The 17,630-nt window shown below is 59.1% G+C and carries 16 protein-coding genes; 8 read left to right on the forward strand and 8 right to left on the reverse strand.

Annotation, left to right across the window (positions count from 1 at the left end; genetic code table 11):
* Positions 1–24 precede the first annotated feature (24 nt).
* From C9422_RS28840 to C9422_RS28855, 4 genes are all read right to left on the reverse strand, one after another.
* Positions 25–429: a SufE family protein gene (locus tag C9422_RS28840; protein WP_116582985.1), complete on the reverse strand. Its 405-nt coding sequence runs from the start codon at positions 427–429 to the stop codon at positions 25–27.
* A complete protein-coding gene (locus C9422_RS28845; protein ID WP_116582986.1) occupies positions 426–1,631 on the reverse strand; it encodes an aminotransferase class V-fold PLP-dependent enzyme in 1,206 nt (401 codons plus the stop codon). Before C9422_RS28845 ends, C9422_RS28840 begins: the two co-directional genes overlap by 4 nt.
* 133 nt (positions 1,632–1,764) lie before the next feature.
* Positions 1,765–2,799, reverse strand: coding sequence for a 2,3,4,5-tetrahydropyridine-2,6-dicarboxylate N-succinyltransferase (gene dapD / locus C9422_RS28850; RefSeq protein WP_116582987.1), 1,035 nt, complete (start codon positions 2,797–2,799; stop codon positions 1,765–1,767).
* 32 nt (positions 2,800–2,831) lie between these two features.
* Positions 2,832–3,194 (reverse strand): ArsC family reductase, encoded by a 363-nt coding sequence (locus tag C9422_RS28855; protein ID WP_007978403.1) that lies wholly within the window; start codon positions 3,192–3,194, stop codon positions 2,832–2,834.
* A 328-nt stretch (positions 3,195–3,522) separates the two neighbouring features.
* Between C9422_RS28855 and C9422_RS28860 the strand changes: the two genes are divergently transcribed.
* Positions 3,523–5,154, forward strand: coding sequence for a Na+/H+ antiporter (locus tag C9422_RS28860; protein ID WP_116582988.1), 1,632 nt, complete (start codon positions 3,523–3,525; stop codon positions 5,152–5,154).
* A 103-nt stretch (positions 5,155–5,257) separates the two neighbouring features.
* On the opposite strand, the gene C9422_RS28865 is transcribed toward C9422_RS28860, so the two are convergent.
* The 4 genes from C9422_RS28865 to map all read right to left on the reverse strand — a co-directional run bounded on the left by C9422_RS28865 (position 5,258) and on the right by map (position 11,174).
* Positions 5,258–6,058 carry a M12 family metallopeptidase gene (locus C9422_RS28865; protein ID WP_116582989.1) on the reverse strand — a complete coding sequence of 267 codons (801 nt, stop codon included), beginning with the start codon at positions 6,056–6,058 and terminating at the stop codon, positions 5,258–5,260.
* Between the two features lie 274 nt (positions 6,059–6,332).
* A complete protein-coding gene (dapC, locus tag C9422_RS28870; protein ID WP_007978397.1) occupies positions 6,333–7,532 on the reverse strand; it encodes a succinyldiaminopimelate transaminase in 1,200 nt (399 codons plus the stop codon).
* Between the two features lie 115 nt (positions 7,533–7,647).
* Positions 7,648–10,350, reverse strand: coding sequence for a [protein-PII] uridylyltransferase (locus C9422_RS28875; protein ID WP_116582990.1), 2,703 nt, complete (start codon positions 10,348–10,350; stop codon positions 7,648–7,650).
* 41 nt (positions 10,351–10,391) lie between these two features.
* Positions 10,392–11,174, reverse strand: a complete 783-nt coding sequence (map, locus tag C9422_RS28880; protein ID WP_007978392.1) for a type I methionyl aminopeptidase — start codon at positions 11,172–11,174, stop codon at positions 10,392–10,394.
* A gap of 371 nt (positions 11,175–11,545) precedes the next feature.
* On the opposite strand from map, the gene rpsB reads away from it, so the two are divergent.
* From rpsB to ispC, 7 genes are all read left to right on the forward strand, one after another.
* Entirely contained in the window at positions 11,546–12,283 is a 738-nt protein-coding gene (gene rpsB / locus C9422_RS28885) for a 30S ribosomal protein S2 (RefSeq protein ID WP_007978390.1), read from the forward strand.
* Between the two features lie 189 nt (positions 12,284–12,472).
* Entirely contained in the window at positions 12,473–13,336 is an 864-nt protein-coding gene (tsf, locus tag C9422_RS28890; RefSeq protein ID WP_015093762.1) for a translation elongation factor Ts, read from the forward strand.
* Positions 13,337–13,545: 209 nt separating this feature from the next.
* Positions 13,546–14,289, forward strand: a complete 744-nt coding sequence (gene pyrH / locus C9422_RS28895) for a UMP kinase (RefSeq protein ID WP_003222124.1) — start codon at positions 13,546–13,548, stop codon at positions 14,287–14,289.
* Positions 14,286–14,843 carry a ribosome recycling factor gene (frr, locus tag C9422_RS28900; RefSeq protein WP_007978385.1) on the forward strand — a complete coding sequence of 186 codons (558 nt, stop codon included), beginning with the start codon at positions 14,286–14,288 and terminating at the stop codon, positions 14,841–14,843. Before pyrH ends, frr begins: the two co-directional genes overlap by 4 nt.
* 13 nt (positions 14,844–14,856) lie before the next feature.
* On the forward strand, positions 14,857–15,612 hold the full coding sequence (gene uppS, locus C9422_RS28905) for a polyprenyl diphosphate synthase (protein WP_102699380.1): 756 nt from the start codon (positions 14,857–14,859) through the stop codon (positions 15,610–15,612).
* On the forward strand, positions 15,612–16,418 hold the full coding sequence (locus C9422_RS28910) for a phosphatidate cytidylyltransferase (protein ID WP_116582991.1): 807 nt from the start codon (positions 15,612–15,614) through the stop codon (positions 16,416–16,418). The genes uppS and C9422_RS28910 overlap by 1 nt, the downstream gene beginning before the upstream one ends.
* Complete coding sequence (gene ispC, locus C9422_RS28915; protein WP_116582992.1) at positions 16,415–17,605, forward strand: 1-deoxy-D-xylulose-5-phosphate reductoisomerase; 1,191 nt, start codon at positions 16,415–16,417, stop codon at positions 17,603–17,605. The genes C9422_RS28910 and ispC overlap by 4 nt, the downstream gene beginning before the upstream one ends.
* Positions 17,606–17,630: the final 25 nt, after the last annotated feature.

Below are 17,630 nucleotides of genomic sequence, written 5' to 3' on the forward strand. Positions count from 1 at the left end.
AGCTCCTAGGGCGTTTGGGGGCGATCAGGCGGCCAGTTCGCGCATCCGCTGTAGCACCGCATTCAAGCCATTGCTGCGGGATTCGGACAATTGCCGCCCCAATCCCAACTGATTGAACCAGTCCGGCAAATCCACCTGCTGCAATTGGGCCGCCGACAAGCCGTTGACCCGCGCCAGCAACAACGCCACCAACCCGCGAATCAACCGCGCATCGCTGTTGGCGCTGAACTGCCAATGGCCGTCGCGCAATTCGCCCACCAGCCACACCTGGCTTTCACAACCGTACACCCGGTTGGCGTCGCACATCTGCGCGTCGCTCAAGGCAGGCAGACGCTCGCCCCATTGCATCAGCAGGCGTGCCCGTTGTTCCCAGCCGGCGGCTTTGCCAAAGGTATCGAGTGCGGTCACGGCATCGGCAGGCAGGTTCATCGCAGCAGCTCCAACGCCTGATCCAGGGCTTCAAAAAACCGTTGCAGGTCTTCGGAGTCGTTGTACAGCGCCAATGACACGCGAATCGCCCCCGCCAGTTCAAAGCGTTTGAGCAGCGGCATGGCGCAGTGATGGCCTGCGCGCACTGCAATCCCTTGTTCAGTCAGCAAATGCGCCAGGTCGGCATTATGTACACCCTCGACGGTAAAACTGGCCAGTGCCACTTGCGGCTTGCCCAGCAAGCGGATGCCGTGACGTGCCTCAAGCCCCTTGAGCAGACAGGCATGCAGCGCCGTTTCATGGGCGGACACGGCGTCCTGATCAAGCCCGGCGAGGTAATCGAGGGTTGCTCCCAGGCCGATCACACTGGCAATCGGCGGCGTCCCGGCCTCGAAGCCCAGAGGGGCCGGGCGAAAGCGGGCGTCGTGATAATTGGCATCGAGCACCATTTCACCGCCGAACTGCCAGGGACGCAGCTGTTGCAGCGCTGCATTGCGCCCGAACAGCACGCCCAGGCCATCGGGGCCGTAGAGCTTGTGGCTGGAGAACACATAAAAATCGCAGCCCAATGCTTGTACGTCGTGGCGGCCATGGACCACGCCCTGGGCGCCATCGATCACGGTCAGGGCGTTGTGCCCCTTGGCCAGTGCCAGCAATTGAGGCAGCGGTTGCCACGCGCCAATCACGTTGGACAGTTGACTGACGGCCAGCAGACGCGTGCGTGGGCCGATCAAACCGGCGGCGGCTTCAAGGTCGATCACGCCGTTGGCATCCAGCGGCAGGATCACCAGCTTCAGGTCGCGACGGTGCGCCAGTTGCTGCCACGGCAAAAGGTTGGCGTGATGCTCCAGGGCGCTGATGACAATTTCGTCGCCCGGATTGAAAAGATGTTCCAGGCCATAGGCCAGGAGATTCAGCGCGGACGTCGCGCCGTGGGTAAAGATGATCTGCCCGCAATCGCCAGCATTGAGCCATTGCGCGGCTTTGCGACGGCTGTCCTCGAACGCCTGGGTGGCGTGGGCGCCGGGCAAGTGTTGCGCCCGATGCACGTTGGCTGCGCCATTGGCGTAGTAGTGCGCCAGGGCGTCCAGCAGGGCTTGAGGTTTTTGCGTGGTGGCGGCGTTGTCCAGATAGGTCTGGCCTTGGCGCTGCAGGGCGGCGATGGCCGGAAAATCGGCGCGCCAGGGAGAGAGAATCATCATGTTATCGGGCCCTGGTGAACATGGGCGGGGGGAACGCCTGACGTTGTAGGAGCTGCCGCAGGCTGCGATCTTTAAAAAACAAGATCAAAAGATCGCAGCCTGCGGCAGCTCCTACGGGGTCATCGTGTGACGCTTAGTTGTGGGCGTGCAGCGCTTCGTTCAATTCGATGGCCGATTTGTGGGTTTTGCATTCCACGGCACCGGTTTCCGAATTGCGACGGAACAGCAGGTCCGGCTGGCCGGCCAGTTCACGGGCCTTGACCACTTTGACCAGCTGGTTGTTTTCGTCCAGCAGCGCGACTTTGGTACCGGCGGTCACGTACAAGCCCGACTCGACGGTGTTGCGGTCGCCCAACGGGATGCCGATACCGGCGTTGGCGCCGATCAGGCAGCCTTCGCCGACCTTGATCACGATGTTGCCGCCGCCCGACAGGGTACCCATGGTCGAGCAGCCGCCGCCCAGGTCCGAACCCTTGCCGACGAATACGCCGGCGGATACGCGGCCTTCGATCATGCCCGGGCCTTCGGTGCCGGCGTTAAAGTTGATGAAACCTTCGTGCATCACGGTGGTGCCTTCGCCCACGTAGGCGCCCAGGCGCAGACGCGCAGCGTCAGCGATACGCACGCCGGCCGGAACCACGTAGTCGGTCATTTTCGGGAACTTGTCCACCGAGAACACTTCCAGCAGCTCGCCGCGCAGGCGGGCTTCGAGTTGCAGTTCGGCCAGTTCGCTCAGGTCGACAGCGCCCTGGCTGGTCCAGGCCACGTTCGGCAGCAGCGGGAAAATCCCGGCCAGGTTCAGGCCGTGAGGCTTGACCAGGCGATGGCTCAGCAGGTGCAGCTTGAGGTACGCCTCCGGGGTGGACGACAGCTGGGCGTCTTCAGCCAGCAGAGTGGCAACCAGCGGCTTGTGGCTCTCGGCCAGACGGGTCAGCAGGGCAGCCTGGGCGGCGTCGACGCCTTTGAGGGCCTCGGCCAGTTGCGAGGCCTGGGCGGTGCTGAATGCGATGGCCTGATTGCCTTCGGTGTAGCCCAGGATCGGTGCGATAGCGGCGACGACTTCAGCCGATGGCTTGAGAACCGGGGCGGCGTAGAACACTTCCAGCCATGCGCCTTGACGGTTTTGAGTGCCGACGCCGAAGGCCAGGCTGAACAGGGTAGCGGACATGTGAATACCTCTAACAAAATTGAACGGGCTGCTTACTTGAGCGCGGCCGCGTAGATGTCTGGCTTGAAGCCAATCAGGGTTCGGTCACCGAGATCGAGCACCGGGCGCTTGATCATCGAAGGTTGTGCGAGCATCAGTTCGATGGCTTTCGTCTGGTCGAGATCGGCTTTGCGTTCGTCGTCGAGCTTGCGAAAGGTCGTGCCTGCACGGTTCAACACCACTTCCCAGCCGTGCTCGCTGCACCATTGGGTCAGGTGTTCACGGTCGATACCGACCGCTTTGTAATCATGAAAGTCATAGCTGACAGCGTGTTCATCGAGCCAGGTGCGCGCCTTTTTCATGGTGTCGCAGGCTTTGATGCCGAAAAGGTGCAACGTTTTGCTTGAAACGGTCAAGGAATTGCCCCCTTTGCAGGTGCTGGAAATAAAAGGTGGAGGATTATGCCATGGCCGGACGGTTTCGCGGCGGCTGTGGTCGGGTTTGTATTTTTGTCATGGCGTAGCACCTTGTAGGAGCGAGCTTGCTCGCGATGAACCAGAGAGCGCCGCGGGGTATCAGGTAGCCGGCGTAATCGTTAACGACCATCGCGAGCAATCGAGCGTCGACCGGCTGCTCCTACAGGGGGCGGTATTCCGTTGTGCGACATTGGTGCAAGGGCCCCCAGGTAGTCTAAGCAGCTAATATGGCACTTCAATGCTGTCGATTGTCCGGGAACCACGCTTTATGCAAACCGCCTACACCGTCCTGATCCTGTTGATGCTGGTCGGCGTTTCGCGCCTGATCGGACGGGTGATCCCGCTGCCGTTGCCGCTGGTGCAAATCGCCGCCGGGACATTGCTTGCGTGGCCGACTCTGGGGCTGCATGTGGCCCTGGATCCCGAGTTGTTCCTGTTTCTGTTTCTGCCACCGCTGCTTTTCTCCGACGGTTGGCGCATGCCCAAGCGCGAATTCTGGCACCTGCGCGGACCGATCCTGACCCTGGCGGTGGGCCTGGTGTTGTTTACCGTGGTGGGCGCCGGCTATTTCATTCATTGGCTGCTGCCCGGTGTGCCGTTGCCGGTGGCGTTTGCCCTGGCGGCGGTGCTGTCGCCGACGGATGCGGTGGCGGTGTCGGCCATCTCCCGCAATCGGCTGCCCACGCCATTGATGCACATCTTGCAGGGTGAGGCGCTGATGAACGACGCCTCGGGCCTGGTGACGTTCAAGTTTGCCTTGGTGGCGGCGGTCACCGGCGTGTTCTCACTGGCCAATGCCAGTCTGACGTTCGTGCTGGTCGCCGTCGGCGGGCTGGCCGTCGGGGTGGCCTTGAGCTGGCTGGTTGGCCGTCTGCGGGCGTGGATGATCGCGCGCGGCTGGGATGACCCCGCGACGCACGTGGTGTTCATGTTGTTGCTGCCGTTTGCGGCCTACGTGCTGGCCGAGCGCATGGAGGTGTCAGGCATCCTGTCGGCGGTGGCGGCGGGGATGATGCAGAGCTGGCTCGATCTGCTGCCGCGCCAGACCAACACGCGCCTGCTCAATCGCAGTGTCTGGTCATTGCTGGAGTTCGCCTTCAACGGCTTGATTTTCCTGCTGTTGGGCCTGCAGTTGCCGGACATCATCAAGGCGGTGGCCAGTCACGAAACCTCGTTATGGCCGACGTTGTTGTATCGCGGGTTGGATGTGGTGGCGATTTTCCTGGTGCTGCTGGTTTTGCGGTTCGTCTGGGTGCAAAGCATCTGGCGGCTGTCGGTGCTGCTGCGGCGCCTGCGCGGCAAGGGTGAGGTGACGCAGGTGCCGACGGCACGATCCTGTTGGTTACTGACTGTGGCGGGTGTGCGTGGGGCCGTGACGCTGGCGGGTGTGATGTCGGTGCCAATGCTCATGGGGGCCAGTGCGTTTCCCGAGCGCGATCTGCTGATATTCATCGCCGCCGGCGTGATTCTGCTGTCGTTGATTGCGGCCTGCATCGCGCTACCACTGTTGTTGCGCGGCATCGAAGCCAGCCCGGACGACAAGCGGCGCAATGAAGTGCGCGACGCTTGGCGCAAGACCGCCGAAGCGGCCATTCATGCGCTGGAGACAGAAGAGATCAACCCGCAGGACGCCGCCGAGTCCGCGCTGGCGGCCGAACTCAAGGCACGGATCATGTCCGAATACCGACACCAGTTGGAGGTGTTCAACGATTCAGCCGAAGCCCAGGCCCTGGCCTTTCAGATGGACTTGCTGGAGCGGCGCTTGCGGGTGAAGGCGCTGCGGGCGCAGCGCCTGGAGTTGTACAGACTCAGTCGTCAGCACCAGATTGGCGATGACGTGTTGCGTGAGGTGCTGGGGGAGCTTGATCTGAGTGAGGCCAAGCTTGGAACGGTCAAGTAATAATGTACATGTTTCCATTGTTGCGTGGCGTACATGGAAGATGCATTGAAAATAATAGTCCTCAAGAAACGATCAGTTTGTTGGAGGATATCTTCAGGATGTTTTAATTGGAACTGCCAGTAAATGGCGCCTTTATTTTGTTAAGTAACTCAATCAGTGAGTGGGGTATGTATGGTGTCCCGTGAGGGTAAATCTTACTGACTACCTCCAGGTCTTTCCTGCTTAGTGTGGAGCCTCCTGGGTGGCTCCAGTTGTTTATGGTAAGTCTGCTATCGATGTCGTAGTGCATGATTGACAAGGAGTCGTAATCACCGTAGGTGTAGTTTGTGTTGCGGGGTAGTGGGAGAACGTCTCTGTCAACTTGATCGCGTTCAAGGTTGAATTCTTCTTTATACCATGCGTAAACTTTTTCCCGATCCCAAGGAATATCTGCGTCCGGGTGCTGATGTTCATGGGCGAGGCCAAGTGCGTGTCCAAACTCATGTAATACGCTGAATTCAAACTCATCATCTTCTAAAGGCAGCCCTATTTGCATTGTTTCTTTTTCAGGGGGGCGGGTGAGCGCATCTGTACCGAGATAGGAGTAAGAATCGCCGTATTGGGTTTGCTCGATTTTTATACGAATATCGCCCTCTGCTCCTGAAACGAATTCAAACTTCAAATTGGCATACTCTATCCATTTGCTCGCAATGCTTTTGACTTTGTCGATGGTTTTCTGGTCTTCGTCGTACATGGCTATTTTCAGGATTCGACCAGGCTTCCAGAATTTAGTATGCACAGCGACACTTCTCTTGGCTCGTTTGGAAGTGTTGGGTTCGGCATTATCACTGCGCTCACTGATTGCGGCCTCATAGGATGCAATCGGGTCAATGCTTTCAGGGAAACTGCAAGTTCCAATTTTCATAGGGGTGGCGTCCGTGTCTTTTATCGGTTGTAGTTTGTTTAAAATGAGATTTGTTGGTTTGGTTTGTTTGCGGTTTGTTGGGGGCTTTTATATAGCTTTGCAAGGGTCTTGATGTGGCATTTTCGCTCTCCTTCTCGAGGTTTAATCCGGACAATTAATTGGTTTCGAGTAGGAGATTATTTAAATGAGCGTCACGCTGTAAAGTTGCTGTATATGAGATGTTGTTGCTGAGGAGAGGCCTGTACTGCGTTGCACAGTACAGGCCTTGTTAGTGTCAGTTGCGGCGAGTGATAAAGTCGCGAATACGTTCTGCCGCTTCAACGCATTCTGATAATGGTGCAACCAGCGCCATGCGCACGCGCCCGGCGCCTGGATTGACGCCATCGACATCCCGCGACAGGTAAGAACCCGGCACCACGGTCACGTGCTCCTGCTCGAACAGATCGCGGCAGAACGCTGCGTCGTCACCGGCCACATTCGGCCACAGGTAGAAACTGCCGTCCGGACGCTGTACGTCCAGCACCGGGCTGAGGATTTCCAGTACCGCATCAAACTTCTCGCGATACAACGCACGGTTGGCGCGCACATGCACTTCGTCATTCCATGCAGCAACGCTGGCCAGTTGGGTTTGAACCGGCATCGCGCAGCCGTGGTAGGTGCGGTAAAGCAGGAAGCCTTTGAGAATGTCGGCGTCACCGGCGACAAAACCGGAACGCAGGCCTGGCAGGTTCGAACGCTTGGACAGGCTGTGGAACACCACGCAGCGCTTGAAGTCCTTGCGGCCCAGTTCTGCGCAGGCGCTGAGCAGGCCTGGCGGCGGCGTTTGTTCGTCGAAGTAGAGTTCGCTGTAGCACTCGTCCGCGGCAATCACGAAATCGTACTCATCGGCCAGGGCGATCAGCTTTTTCAGGGTTTCAACCGGAATCAGTGCGCCGGTCGGATTGCCTGGCGAGCACAGGAACAGGATCTGGCAGCGTTTCCAGATGTCCGGCGAAACGGCGTCGAAATCCGGGTTGAAACCGTTTTCGTCCAGGCACGGCAGGTAATGCGGCTTGGCCCCGGCGAGGAACGCCGCGCCTTCGTAGATCTGGTAGAACGGATTCGGGCTGACCACCAGCGCGTCATCGCCACGGTTGACCACGGTCTGGGTGAAGGCGAACAGCGCTTCGCGGGTGCCGTTGACCGGCAGCACGTTGCGCGCGGGATCGATCCAGCCCTTGGGGACATCGAAGCGACGTTCGCACCAGGCGGCGATGGCTTCGCGCAGGGCCGGGATGCCGAGGGTGGTCGGGTATACGGCCATCTGATCGAGATTGCTGGCCAGGGCTTCGGCGACGAAGCTCGGCGAGCGGTGTTTAGGCTCGCCAATGGACAGCGCAATAGGGCGCTTGTCCGGGTTGGGCGTGACGCTGCCGAGCAAGGCGCGGAGCTTCTCGAACGGGTAGGGCTGCAGCTGGGATAAAGCGTTGTTCATGAGGGGCCTCGTTCAATGTAGGAGCTGCCGAAGGCTGCGATCTTTTGATCTTGATCTTAAAAAGCAGATCAAAAGATCGCAGCCTGCGGCAGCTCCTACAGGGGATGGGTTTGATTCAGATACTGATGCGCGACAGTTTGATATCGGGTTCCTGGTTGACGCTCAACTGTTCGACGATTGCATCTTGTAACCGGCTACACAGCAACGGGTCGGACAGCGGCTGATTGTGGGCGTCGGTGATGAAGAACACGTCTTCCACGCGCTCGCCGAGGGTGGCGATCTTGGCGTTTTGCAGCGACAGGTCGAACTCCAGGAAAATCGTGCCGATCCGTGCCAGCAGGCCCGGGCGGTCGGGCGCGGTGAGCTCCAGCACCGTCACCGGCCGCTGGGCGTCGTTGTGGATCGTTACCTGTGGTGCAAAGGCGAAATGCTTGAGCTGGCGCGGTACCCGGCGCTGGATGATGGTCGGGTAGTCGTCCGGGTTGCGCAGGGCCTCGGTCAGGCCGTCGCGGATCTGTTTGACCCGTGCCGGGTTGTCGCCGATCGAGTCGCCGTCGGTGTCGAGCACGATGTAGGTGTCGAGGGTGAACTGGCTGCTGGAGGTGATGACCCGGGCGTCATGGATGTTCAGGTTGAGCTGGTCCATCGCGGCCACGGTCACGGCGAAGAAGTCGTGCTGGTCGGGGGCGTAGATGAAGATCTGGGTCCCGCCTTCGAACTCGCGCTGGGTGGTCTCCTTGATCAGCACCAGGGGGCCGCCATCGGCCGGTTGCTGGAGGATCGCGTCGCTGTGCCAGGCCACATCGCCGGCGGTGTGACGCAGGAAATAGTCATCACCCAACTGCGCCCACAGTTGCTCGACATCGTCCGGATCGGTGCCGCCGCGCACCAGAATGTCCAGGGCGGCGCTCTGGGTCTGGCGGATCTGCTCTTCGCGATCCACCGGATTCTCCAGGCCACGACGCAGGGCACGCTTGGTTTCGGTGTAGAGCTGGCGCAGCAGGCTGGCGCGCCAGGAATTCCACAGTGTCGGGTTGGTGGCGTTGATGTCGGCGACGGTCAGCACATACAAGTAGTCAAGGCGGGTTTCATCGCCGACGATCTGTGCGAAGTCGTGGATAACCTGCGGGTCGGACAGGTCCTTGCGCTGGGCGGTGGTCGACATCACCAGATGGTTTTGCACCAGCCATACGATCAGGCGGCTGTCCCACACTGGCAACTGGTGACGTTGGCAAAACGCCTCGGCGTCGACCGCGCCGACGTCCGAGTGGTCGCCATGCCGGCCTTTGCCGATGTCGTGGTACAGGCCGGCCATGTAGATCAGCTCGGGTTTGGGCAGCTTGCCCATGAGCTTGCTGGCCAGCGGGAATTTTTCCGACACCTGTGTGTACTGCAACTTACGCAGGTGCTTGATCAGGTTCAGGGTATGGGCATCGACCGTATAGATGTGGAACAGGTCATGCTGCATCTGCCCGACGATAAAGCCGAATTCGGGCAGATAACGACCCAGGATGCCGTAGCGGTTCATTCGTCGCAGGTTGCGGTGGATACCGATCTTGCACTTGAACAGCTCGATAAATAGGCTGGTATTGCGAATGTCGTTGCGGAAGTCGTCATCGATCAGGTGACGGCTTTCCCGCAGCATGCGAATGGTGTCTGCACGTACGCCCTTGATTTCCGGCTGCTGGGCCATCAATACGAAAATTTCCAGCATGGCGAACGGCGTGCGGCGGAAAACGTTGTGGTTGCGTGCTTCGATATAGCCATCATGCAGCTGGAAGCGCGAGTTGATCGGCTGCGGTGGTGCCTCGTCTTCCGGTGCGAGGATGACTTCCTCGAAGTGCTGGATGATCAGGTCGCTGAGCTGGGCGATGCTCATCACCACCCGGTAATACTGCTGCATGAAATTTTCGATGGCTTGCTTGGCGTCGTCGCCTTTGAACCCCAGCAGCCCGGCAATGGTGCGCTGGTGATCGAACAGCAGGCGGTCTTCGGCGCGACCGGCGAGCATGTGCAGGGCATAGCGAACCTTCCACAGGAATTCCTGGGAAGAGGCCAGCAGGGCGTTTTCACTTTCGACCAGGAAGCCTTCGCCGGCCAGTGCCCGCAGGTTCAGGGTGCCGTACTCGCGACGGGCCACCCACAGAATCGTCTGGATATCCCGCAGGCCGCCGGGTGAGCCTTTGACGTTGGGTTCCAGGTTGTATTCGGTGTCATTGTACTTGTGGTGGCGAGCCTTTTGTTCGGCACGCTTGGCCAGGAAGAAGTCCTTGCTCGGCCACATGTGCCCGGTGCTGGTGACGTCCAGCATGCGCTGGCGCAAACGCTCGGGGCCGGCGATGGTGCGGCTTTCCATCAGGTTGGTGACGACCGTCAGGTCGGCGCGGGCCTCGACGGCGCACTCTTCGACCGAGCGAACGCTCTGACCGACTTCCAGGCCGATGTCCCACAACAGTGTCAGAAAGCGCTCGATGGAGTCGCGGAAAACTTCGTGGTCCGCGCTGTCCAGCAGGATCAGCAAATCGATGTCGGAATAAGGGTGCAATTCACCGCGGCCGTAGCCGCCGACCGCGACCAGCGCGATGTCGGCGTCCTCGCTCCAGCTGAACTGCTCCCAGGCCTTTTGCAGGATGTTGTCGACGAACCAGGCGCGATCCTCGATCAGTCGACGAATGTCCCGGCCATTGCGAAAACGTGCGTCGAGCACCTCGCGGGCCTGGCGGATCGCCTTCTTGAAGGCCGCGATCGGGCTTGCCTTCAGGGCCAGTTCAGCCTGGAACTGGCCTCGGTCGAAGAGTTCGGGATCCACCTGCGGCATCGATTGGCTTTCCTTTCTATAGGCGAGATACGCTGGCGAGATCAGGCCGAAACGCGAGGGATGGTGTCATCGCTGCGCAGGGTGAAGATCTCGTAACCGGTTTCGGTCACCAGCAGGGTGTGTTCCCACTGTGCCGAGAGCTTGCGATCCTTGGTGATCGCGGTCCAGCCGTCGCCCAGAACCTTGGTGTCGGCTTTGCCCTGGTTGATCATCGGCTCGATGGTGAAGGTCATGCCGGCCTTGAGTTCCATGCCGGTGCCGGCGCGGCCGTAGTGCAGGATCTGCGGCTCTTCGTGGAACACCTTGCCGATACCGTGGCCGCAGAACTCGCGAACCACCGAGAATCCGTTCTTTTCAGCATGCTTCTGGATGATTTCGCCGATGTCGCCCAGGCGGCAGCCGGGCTTGACGATTTCAATCGCCTTGTACATGCATTCCTGGGTCACCTGGGACAGGCGCTCGGCCCAGACCGGCACGCTGCCGACGTGGAACATGCGGCTGGTGTCGCCGTGGTAGCCGTCCTTGATGACGGTAACGTCGATGTTGAGGGTGTCGCCGTCTTTCAGCGGCTTGTCGTTCGGGATGCCGTGGCAGACTACGTGGTTGATCGACGTGCAGATCGACTTTGGATAACCCTTGTAGTTGAGCGGGGCAGGGATGGCTTTCTGCTCATTGACGATGTAGTCGTGGCAGATCTGGTTCAGTTGATCGGTGGTAACGCCCGGCTTGACATGTTCGGCAATCATTTCCAGCACATCGGCGGCCAGTTTGCCGGCGATACGCATTTTGGCGATATCCTCGGGCGTTTTGAGGGTGACGGTCATACAGGCTCTCTCTGCGCCAGGCGGCGCTTTCTGAACGGAAAGGGCATTGCGCGATGGGTCTTCGCAGCCCTGAAAAATACGATTCTACCAGACGATCAGCGCAAATCTGCGCCTGTGTGCATCGCTTCTCTCTATAGAATGGTGCATTCTTGGAGGATTCCAAGGGATGGCGCAAAGCGTTCGCCAGGATTTCAGAATCCGGGTTCCGTTTTGCCCTGCCTTGTGATATAAAATGCGCCGCTTTCCGGGGATGTCCCGAAAAGCCTAAATCCACACACGTGTCGACACGATGACCTGGGTGCCTTCAGCTGATGCTGCTGGTTGGTCATTGGGATACGTGGAGGCCAAACCCGACTTATTAAGGAACTATCATGTCCCAAGTCAACATGCGCGATATGCTGAAGGCCGGTGTGCACTTCGGTCACCAGACCCGTTACTGGAACCCGAAAATGGGCAAGTACATTTTCGGCGCGCGTAACAAGATCCACATCATCAACCTTGAAAAAACCCTGCCAATGTTCAACGAAGCTCTGACTTTCGTAGAGCGTCTGGCCCAGGGCAAAAACAAGATTCTGTTCGTCGGCACCAAGCGTTCCGCTGGCAAGATCGTTGCTGAAGAAGCAGCACGTTGCGGTTCGCCGTACGTCGATCACCGCTGGTTGGGCGGCATGCTGACCAACTTCAAGACCATCCGTGCTTCCATCAAGCGTCTGCGTGACCTTGAAGTTCAAGCCGAAGACGGTACTTTCGCCAAGCTGACCAAGAAAGAAGCGCTGATGCGCACTCGTGACCTGGAAAAGCTGGATCGTTCCCTGGGTGGTATCAAGGACATGGGCGGTCTGCCAGACGCTCTGTTCGTTATCGACGTTGATCACGAGCGCATCGCGATCACCGAAGCCAACAAGCTGGGCATCCCGGTCATCGGCGTAGTCGATACCAACAGCAGCCCGGAAGGCGTTGACTACATCATCCCAGGCAACGATGACGCAATCCGCGCTATCCAGCTGTACATGGGTTCGATGGCTGACGCCGTTATCCGTGGCCGCAACAACGTTGCCGGCGGCACCGAAGTGTTCGTTGAAGAAGCTCCGGTAGCAGCAGCTGAGTAATTGACGCCTTGGCGTTGACTCAGTAAGCAAAAAGGGGGCTTGGCCCCCTTTTTGCCACCTCGAAAACCATTTGTCGGCGCCCACCGCTCTATCTGTAACGTGCGGCAGCTAACAAGGGTGGTTCGGGAAGAATTGATCGCCCGTTCGATCGGGTGGAATGGTTGAAAACCTATCCAAGAGGATTTTGAAATGGCAGAGATTACTGCAGCGTTGGTCAAAGAACTGCGCGAGCGTACTGGCGAAGGCATGATGGACTGCAAAAAGGCCTTGACCAAGGCTGGCGGCGACATCGAGAAAGCCATTGATGACATGCGTGCTTCGGGCGCCATCAAGGCCGCCAAGAAAGCCGGCAACGTTGCCGCTGAAGGCGCTATCGCCATCAAGGCCGACGACAAGGCGGCCGTGCTGCTGGAAGTCAACTCGCAGACCGACTTCCTGGCCCTGCAAGATGACTTCAAGAACTTCGTTGCTGCCAGCGTAGAGAAAGCCTTCGACGAGAAACTGACCGACGCAGCTCCGCTGATCGCCGCTCAGGAATCGGCTCGTGAAGCACTGGTTGCCAAAGTTGGCGAAAACGTCAACATCCGTCGCCTGGTGCGCGTAGAGGGCGACGTTGTCGGCACCTACCTGCACGGTAACAAGATCGGTGTTGCTGTTGTTCTCAAGGGCGGCGATGTTCAGCTGGCCAAAGAGATCGCCATGCACGTGGCTGCAAGCAACCCTGAGTTCCTGCTGCCATCGCAGGTTTCGCCAGAAGCCATCGAGCGTGAAAAAGCCGTTTTCCTGTCTTTGAACGAAGACAAGATGAAAGGCAAGCCAGCTGAAATCGTCGAGAAGATGATCGCTGGTCGTATCACCAAGTTCCTGGCTGAAGCCAGCCTGGTCGAGCAAGCTTTCGTCATGAACCCGGAAGTCACCGTTGGTGCTCTGGCCAAGAAAGCTGGCGCTGAAATCGTTTCCTTCACTTACTTCAAGGTAGGCGAAGGCATCGAGAAGCCAGTGGACAACTTCGCAGAAGAAGTTGCTGCCCAGCTGGCTGCCGCCAAGCAATAAGACGGTTTTTTAACTGTCGCCCAGAAGAGGCTGCCCGCTCACGCGCGCAGCCTCTTTTCAGATGGGGCACCAATTTTTATTGGTTTCCTTTTGGAACTGGCTTACAAAGCCATGTTCCGATGGCGCTGAAGCAGCGCCAAGCTAGAGTGAACGCCAGCTGTAAACAGCTCGCAAAGAATTTTTAAAATACGCCGCAGGAGAGATTCGCAATGGCTCAGCAGGGCAGTGGTTATCAGGCTCGCTATAAACGCATTCTACTCAAGCTCAGCGGCGAGGCCCTGATGGGCTCGGAAGAGTTCGGGATCGATCCGAAAGTTCTGGATCGCATGGCATTGGAAGTTGGCCAGCTGGTCGGCATCGGTGTACAGGTCGGTCTGGTTATCGGTGGTGGCAACCTGTTTCGCGGTGAAGCGCTGAGCAAGGCTGGCATGGATCGGGTCACTGGCGACCACATGGGCATGCTGGCCACTGTGATGAACGCCCTGGCCATGCGCGACGCCCTTGAGCGCGCCAACATCTCGGCCATCGTGATGTCCGCTATTTCGATGGTTGGCGTGACCGATCACTATGATCGTCGCAAGGCCATGCGTCACTTGAACTCCAAGGACGTGGTGATTTTCGCGGCCGGTACCGGCAACCCGTTCTTTACGACGGATTCGGCTGCCTGCCTGCGTGCAATCGAAATCGATGCCGATGTCGTGCTCAAGGCCACCAAGGTTGACGGCGTCTATACCGCTGATCCGTTCAAAGACCCGCATGCCGAGAAGTTCGATCATCTGACTTACGATGAAGTGCTGGATCGCAAGCTGGGTGTGATGGATCTGACGGCCATTTGCCTGTGCCGCGACCACAAGATGCCGCTACGCGTATTTAACATGAACAAGCCCGGCGCCCTGCTGAACATCGTGCATGGCGGCGCTGAAGGAACCCTGATCGAGGAAGGCCAACAATGATCAACGAAATCAAGAAAGACGCTAAAGAGCGCATGCAGAAGTCCGTGGAATCGCTGGCGCACAACTTCGGCCGCATTCGTACCGGTCAAGCGCACCCGAGCATCCTGGAAGGCGTGATGGTGCCGTACTACGGTTCCGACACCCCGATCAAGCAAGTGGCCAACATCACCGTCAAAGATGCCCGTACCCTGCAAGTCGTTGCCTTCGAGCGCAACATGCTGGGCGCTGTCGACAAGGCGATCGGCAGTGCAGGCCTGAACCTGAACCCGACCAACCTTGGTGAGCTGCTGCTGATCAGCATGCCGGCCCTGACCGAAGAAACCCGTCGCGGTTTCACCAAGCAGGCCCGTGATGTGGCTGAAGATGCCCGTGTTGCCGTGCGCAACATCCGTCGCGATGCGAACAGCTCGTTGAAGGATCTGGTCAAGGAAAAGGAAATCAGCGAGGACGAAGAGCGTCGCGCCACTGGCGAGATCGACGATCTGACCAAGAAGTTCGTAGCTGAAATCGACGCTAAGTTGGCGGAGAAAGAAAAAGACCTGATGGCCGTATAAGGGTCGCGTTTTCATGGAAAAGACCAAGCAGACTGCACCGTCCGCGGTGCCGCGCCATGTCGCGATCATCATGGATGGTAACAATCGCTGGGCGAAAAAACGCTTTATGCCAGGTGTCGCCGGGCATAAAGCAGGCGTGGATGCGGTACGTGCGGTCATTGAAGTCTGTGCCGAGGCCAAGGTCGAGGTGCTCACCCTGTTCGCCTTTTCCAGCGAGAACTGGCAACGTCCGGCCGATGAGGTCAGCGCCTTGATGGACCTGTTCTTCAAGGCGCTGCGTCGTGAGGCCAAGCGCCTCAACGACAACAACATCAGCCTGCGCATCATTGGTGATCGCTCGCGTTTTCATCCCGAGCTGCAGGCCGCCATGCGCGAAGCCGAGGCCATGACGGCTGGCGCCAATCGTTTTGTCCTGCAGATCGCCGCCAATTACGGCGGTCAGTGGGATATCGCGCAAGCGGCGCAACGACTGGCACGAGAGGTTCAGGCCGGGCACTTGCGTCCGGAAGACATCACGCCTGATCTGCTGCAGACCTGCCTGGCCACAGGTGATCTGCCGTTGCCTGACTTGTGTATCCGTACCGGTGGCGAGCATCGCATCAGCAATTTCCTGCTCTGGCAGCTGGCCTATGCCGAGCTGTATTTTTCCGACCTGTTCTGGCCGGACTTCAAACACGATGCCATGCGCAATGCGCTGGCCGATTACGCTTCCCGCCAGCGCCGCTTCGGTAAAACGAGCGAGCAGGTCGAGGCTGGAGCCCGGGTTTAATGCTTAAACAACGAATCATCACTGCACTGATCCTGCTGCCGATTGCCCTGTGCGGGTTTTTCCTGCTTGAAGGTTCCAGTTTTGCGCTGTTCATCGGGCTGGTAGTTACCCTTGGTGCATGGGAGTGGGCGCGTCTGGCGGGTTTCGCCGGTCAAGCGTTCCGTGTCGGCTTTGCCGCTGTGGTCGCCTTGATGCTGTTCGTCATGTACATCCTGCCCGGGCTGGCGCCTTGGGTATTGGGCGCTTCGGTGCTGTGGTGGGCGGTGGCGACGTATCTGGTGTTGACCTATCCGCGTTCGAGCGAGCACTGGTCCAATGCGGCGACCAAGCTGGTGATCGGCCTGTTGATTCTCCTGCCGGCCTGGCAGGGTCTGGTACAGATCAAGCAGTACCCGCTGGGTAACTGGCTGATCATGGCCGTGATGGTGTTGGTCTGGGGGGCTGATATCGGCGCCTACTTCTCCGGTCGTGCATTCGGCAAGCGTAAGCTCGCGCCGCAGGTCAGTCCGGGCAAAAGCTGGGAGGGCGTGTACGGTGGGCTGGCGCTGAGCCTGGTCATTACCACGCTCGTTGCACTGGTGCGCGACTGGACGGTGGCGCAGCTGTTCAAGGGGCTGATCTGTGCTGCTCTGATCGTGTTCATTTCGGTGGTGGGCGACCTCACTGAAAGCATGTTCAAGCGTCAGTCCGGGATCAAGGACAGCAGCAATCTGCTACCAGGTCACGGTGGCGTGCTGGATCGTATCGACAGCCTGACGGCGGCCATTCCGGTGTTCGCTGTGCTGTTGTGGATGGCGGCCCCATGAGCCGCCCGCAACAGATTACCGTTCTGGGGGCAACCGGTTCGATTGGCCTGAGTACGCTCGACGTCATCGCTCGTCATCCTGATCGTTACCAGGTCTTTGCCTTGAGTGGCTTCACTCGCTTGAGTGAACTGCTGGCGCTCTGCGTGCGCCATATCCCGCGATTTGCCGTAGTGCCTGAGGTCGCGGTTGCCCGCACCTTGCAGGATGATTTGCGCGCGGCGGGTCTTCCAACTCGTGTTCTGGTGGGTGAGGAAGGTTTGTGTCAGGTCGCTTCCGATCCGGAGGTCGATACGGTCATGGCGGCCATCGTCGGGGCGGCGGGGTTGCGCCCGACGCTGGCGGCGGTCGAGGCGGGCAAGAAGATCCTCCTGGCCAATAAAGAAGCGCTGGTGATGTCCGGTGCGCTGTTCATGCAGGCGGTGCGCAAGAGCGGTTCGGTATTGCTGCCGATCGATAGCGAGCACAACGCCATTTTCCAGTGCATGCCACACGATTATGCCCGTGGCCTCGAGGCGGTCGGCGTTCGCCGAATTTTGCTGACGGCTTCCGGCGGTCCGTTCCGTCAGACGCCACTGGCTGAACTGGCGCATGTTTCACCTGATCAGGCGTGTGCGCATCCGAACTGGTCCATGGGGCGAAAAATCTCCGTTGACTCCGCCAGTATGATGAACAAAGGGCTTGAGCTGATCGAGGCCTGCTGGCTGTTCGATGCCAAACCATCCCAGGTCGAGGTGGTGATTCACCCGCAAAGCGTGATTCATTCGCTGGTCGACTACGTCGATGGTTCGGTCCTGGCGCAGTTGGGTAATCCGGACATGCGCACACCCATCGCCAATGCCCTGGCCTGGCCGGAGCGGATTGACTCGGGTGTGGCGCCGCTGGATCTGTTTGCCATTGCACGGCTGGACTTCCAGGCGCCCGATGAAGAGCGTTTCCCTTGTTTGCGTCTGGCTCGCCAGGCGGCTGAAGCGGGAAACAGCGCGCCAGCCATGCTCAATGCCGCGAACGAAGTGGCGGTGGCGGCATTTCTCGACGAGCGGGTTCGTTACCCGGAAATCGCGAGTATCATCGAGGAAGTACTGAGTCTGGAGCCTGTCGTGGCAGTGGATGATCTCGAGGCAGTGTTCACGGCAGACGCGAAAGCGCGATTGCTGGCCGGACAATGGTTGAGCCGTCACGGGCGGTAAATGCTGCAGATAGTCGACCCAGGCA

Source organism: Pseudomonas sp. B1(2018) (assembly GCF_003097365.1).
Taxonomy (GTDB): Bacteria; Pseudomonadota; Gammaproteobacteria; order Pseudomonadales; family Pseudomonadaceae; genus Aquipseudomonas; species Aquipseudomonas laurylsulfatiphila.

Excerpts from the sequence above, each read along its gene's own strand:
- uppS (WP_102699380.1), top strand. The coding sequence starts at position 14,857 with ATGGAAAAGACCAAGCAGACTGCACCGTCCGCGGTGCCGCGCCATGTC.
- C9422_RS28840 (WP_116582985.1), bottom strand. The coding sequence starts at position 429 with ATGAACCTGCCTGCCGATGCCGTGACCGCACTCGATACCTTTGGCAAA.
- C9422_RS28865 (WP_116582989.1), bottom strand. The coding sequence starts at position 6,058 with ATGAAAATTGGAACTTGCAGTTTCCCTGAAAGCATTGACCCGATTGCA.
- pyrH (WP_003222124.1), top strand. The coding sequence starts at position 13,546 with ATGGCTCAGCAGGGCAGTGGTTATCAGGCTCGCTATAAACGCATTCTA.
- ispC (WP_116582992.1), top strand. The coding sequence starts at position 16,415 with ATGAGCCGCCCGCAACAGATTACCGTTCTGGGGGCAACCGGTTCGATT.
- tsf (WP_015093762.1), top strand. The coding sequence starts at position 12,473 with ATGGCAGAGATTACTGCAGCGTTGGTCAAAGAACTGCGCGAGCGTACT.
- C9422_RS28860 (WP_116582988.1), top strand. The coding sequence starts at position 3,523 with ATGCAAACCGCCTACACCGTCCTGATCCTGTTGATGCTGGTCGGCGTT.
- dapD (WP_116582987.1), bottom strand. The coding sequence starts at position 2,799 with ATGTCCGCTACCCTGTTCAGCCTGGCCTTCGGCGTCGGCACTCAAAAC.
- dapC (WP_007978397.1), bottom strand. The coding sequence starts at position 7,532 with ATGAACAACGCTTTATCCCAGCTGCAGCCCTACCCGTTCGAGAAGCTC.
- rpsB (WP_007978390.1), top strand. The coding sequence starts at position 11,546 with ATGTCCCAAGTCAACATGCGCGATATGCTGAAGGCCGGTGTGCACTTC.
- C9422_RS28910 (WP_116582991.1), top strand. The coding sequence starts at position 15,612 with ATGCTTAAACAACGAATCATCACTGCACTGATCCTGCTGCCGATTGCC.
- map (WP_007978392.1), bottom strand. The coding sequence starts at position 11,174 with ATGACCGTCACCCTCAAAACGCCCGAGGATATCGCCAAAATGCGTATC.
- frr (WP_007978385.1), top strand. The coding sequence starts at position 14,286 with ATGATCAACGAAATCAAGAAAGACGCTAAAGAGCGCATGCAGAAGTCC.
- C9422_RS28845 (WP_116582986.1), bottom strand. The coding sequence starts at position 1,631 with ATGATGATTCTCTCTCCCTGGCGCGCCGATTTTCCGGCCATCGCCGCC.
- C9422_RS28875 (WP_116582990.1), bottom strand. The coding sequence starts at position 10,350 with ATGCCGCAGGTGGATCCCGAACTCTTCGACCGAGGCCAGTTCCAGGCT.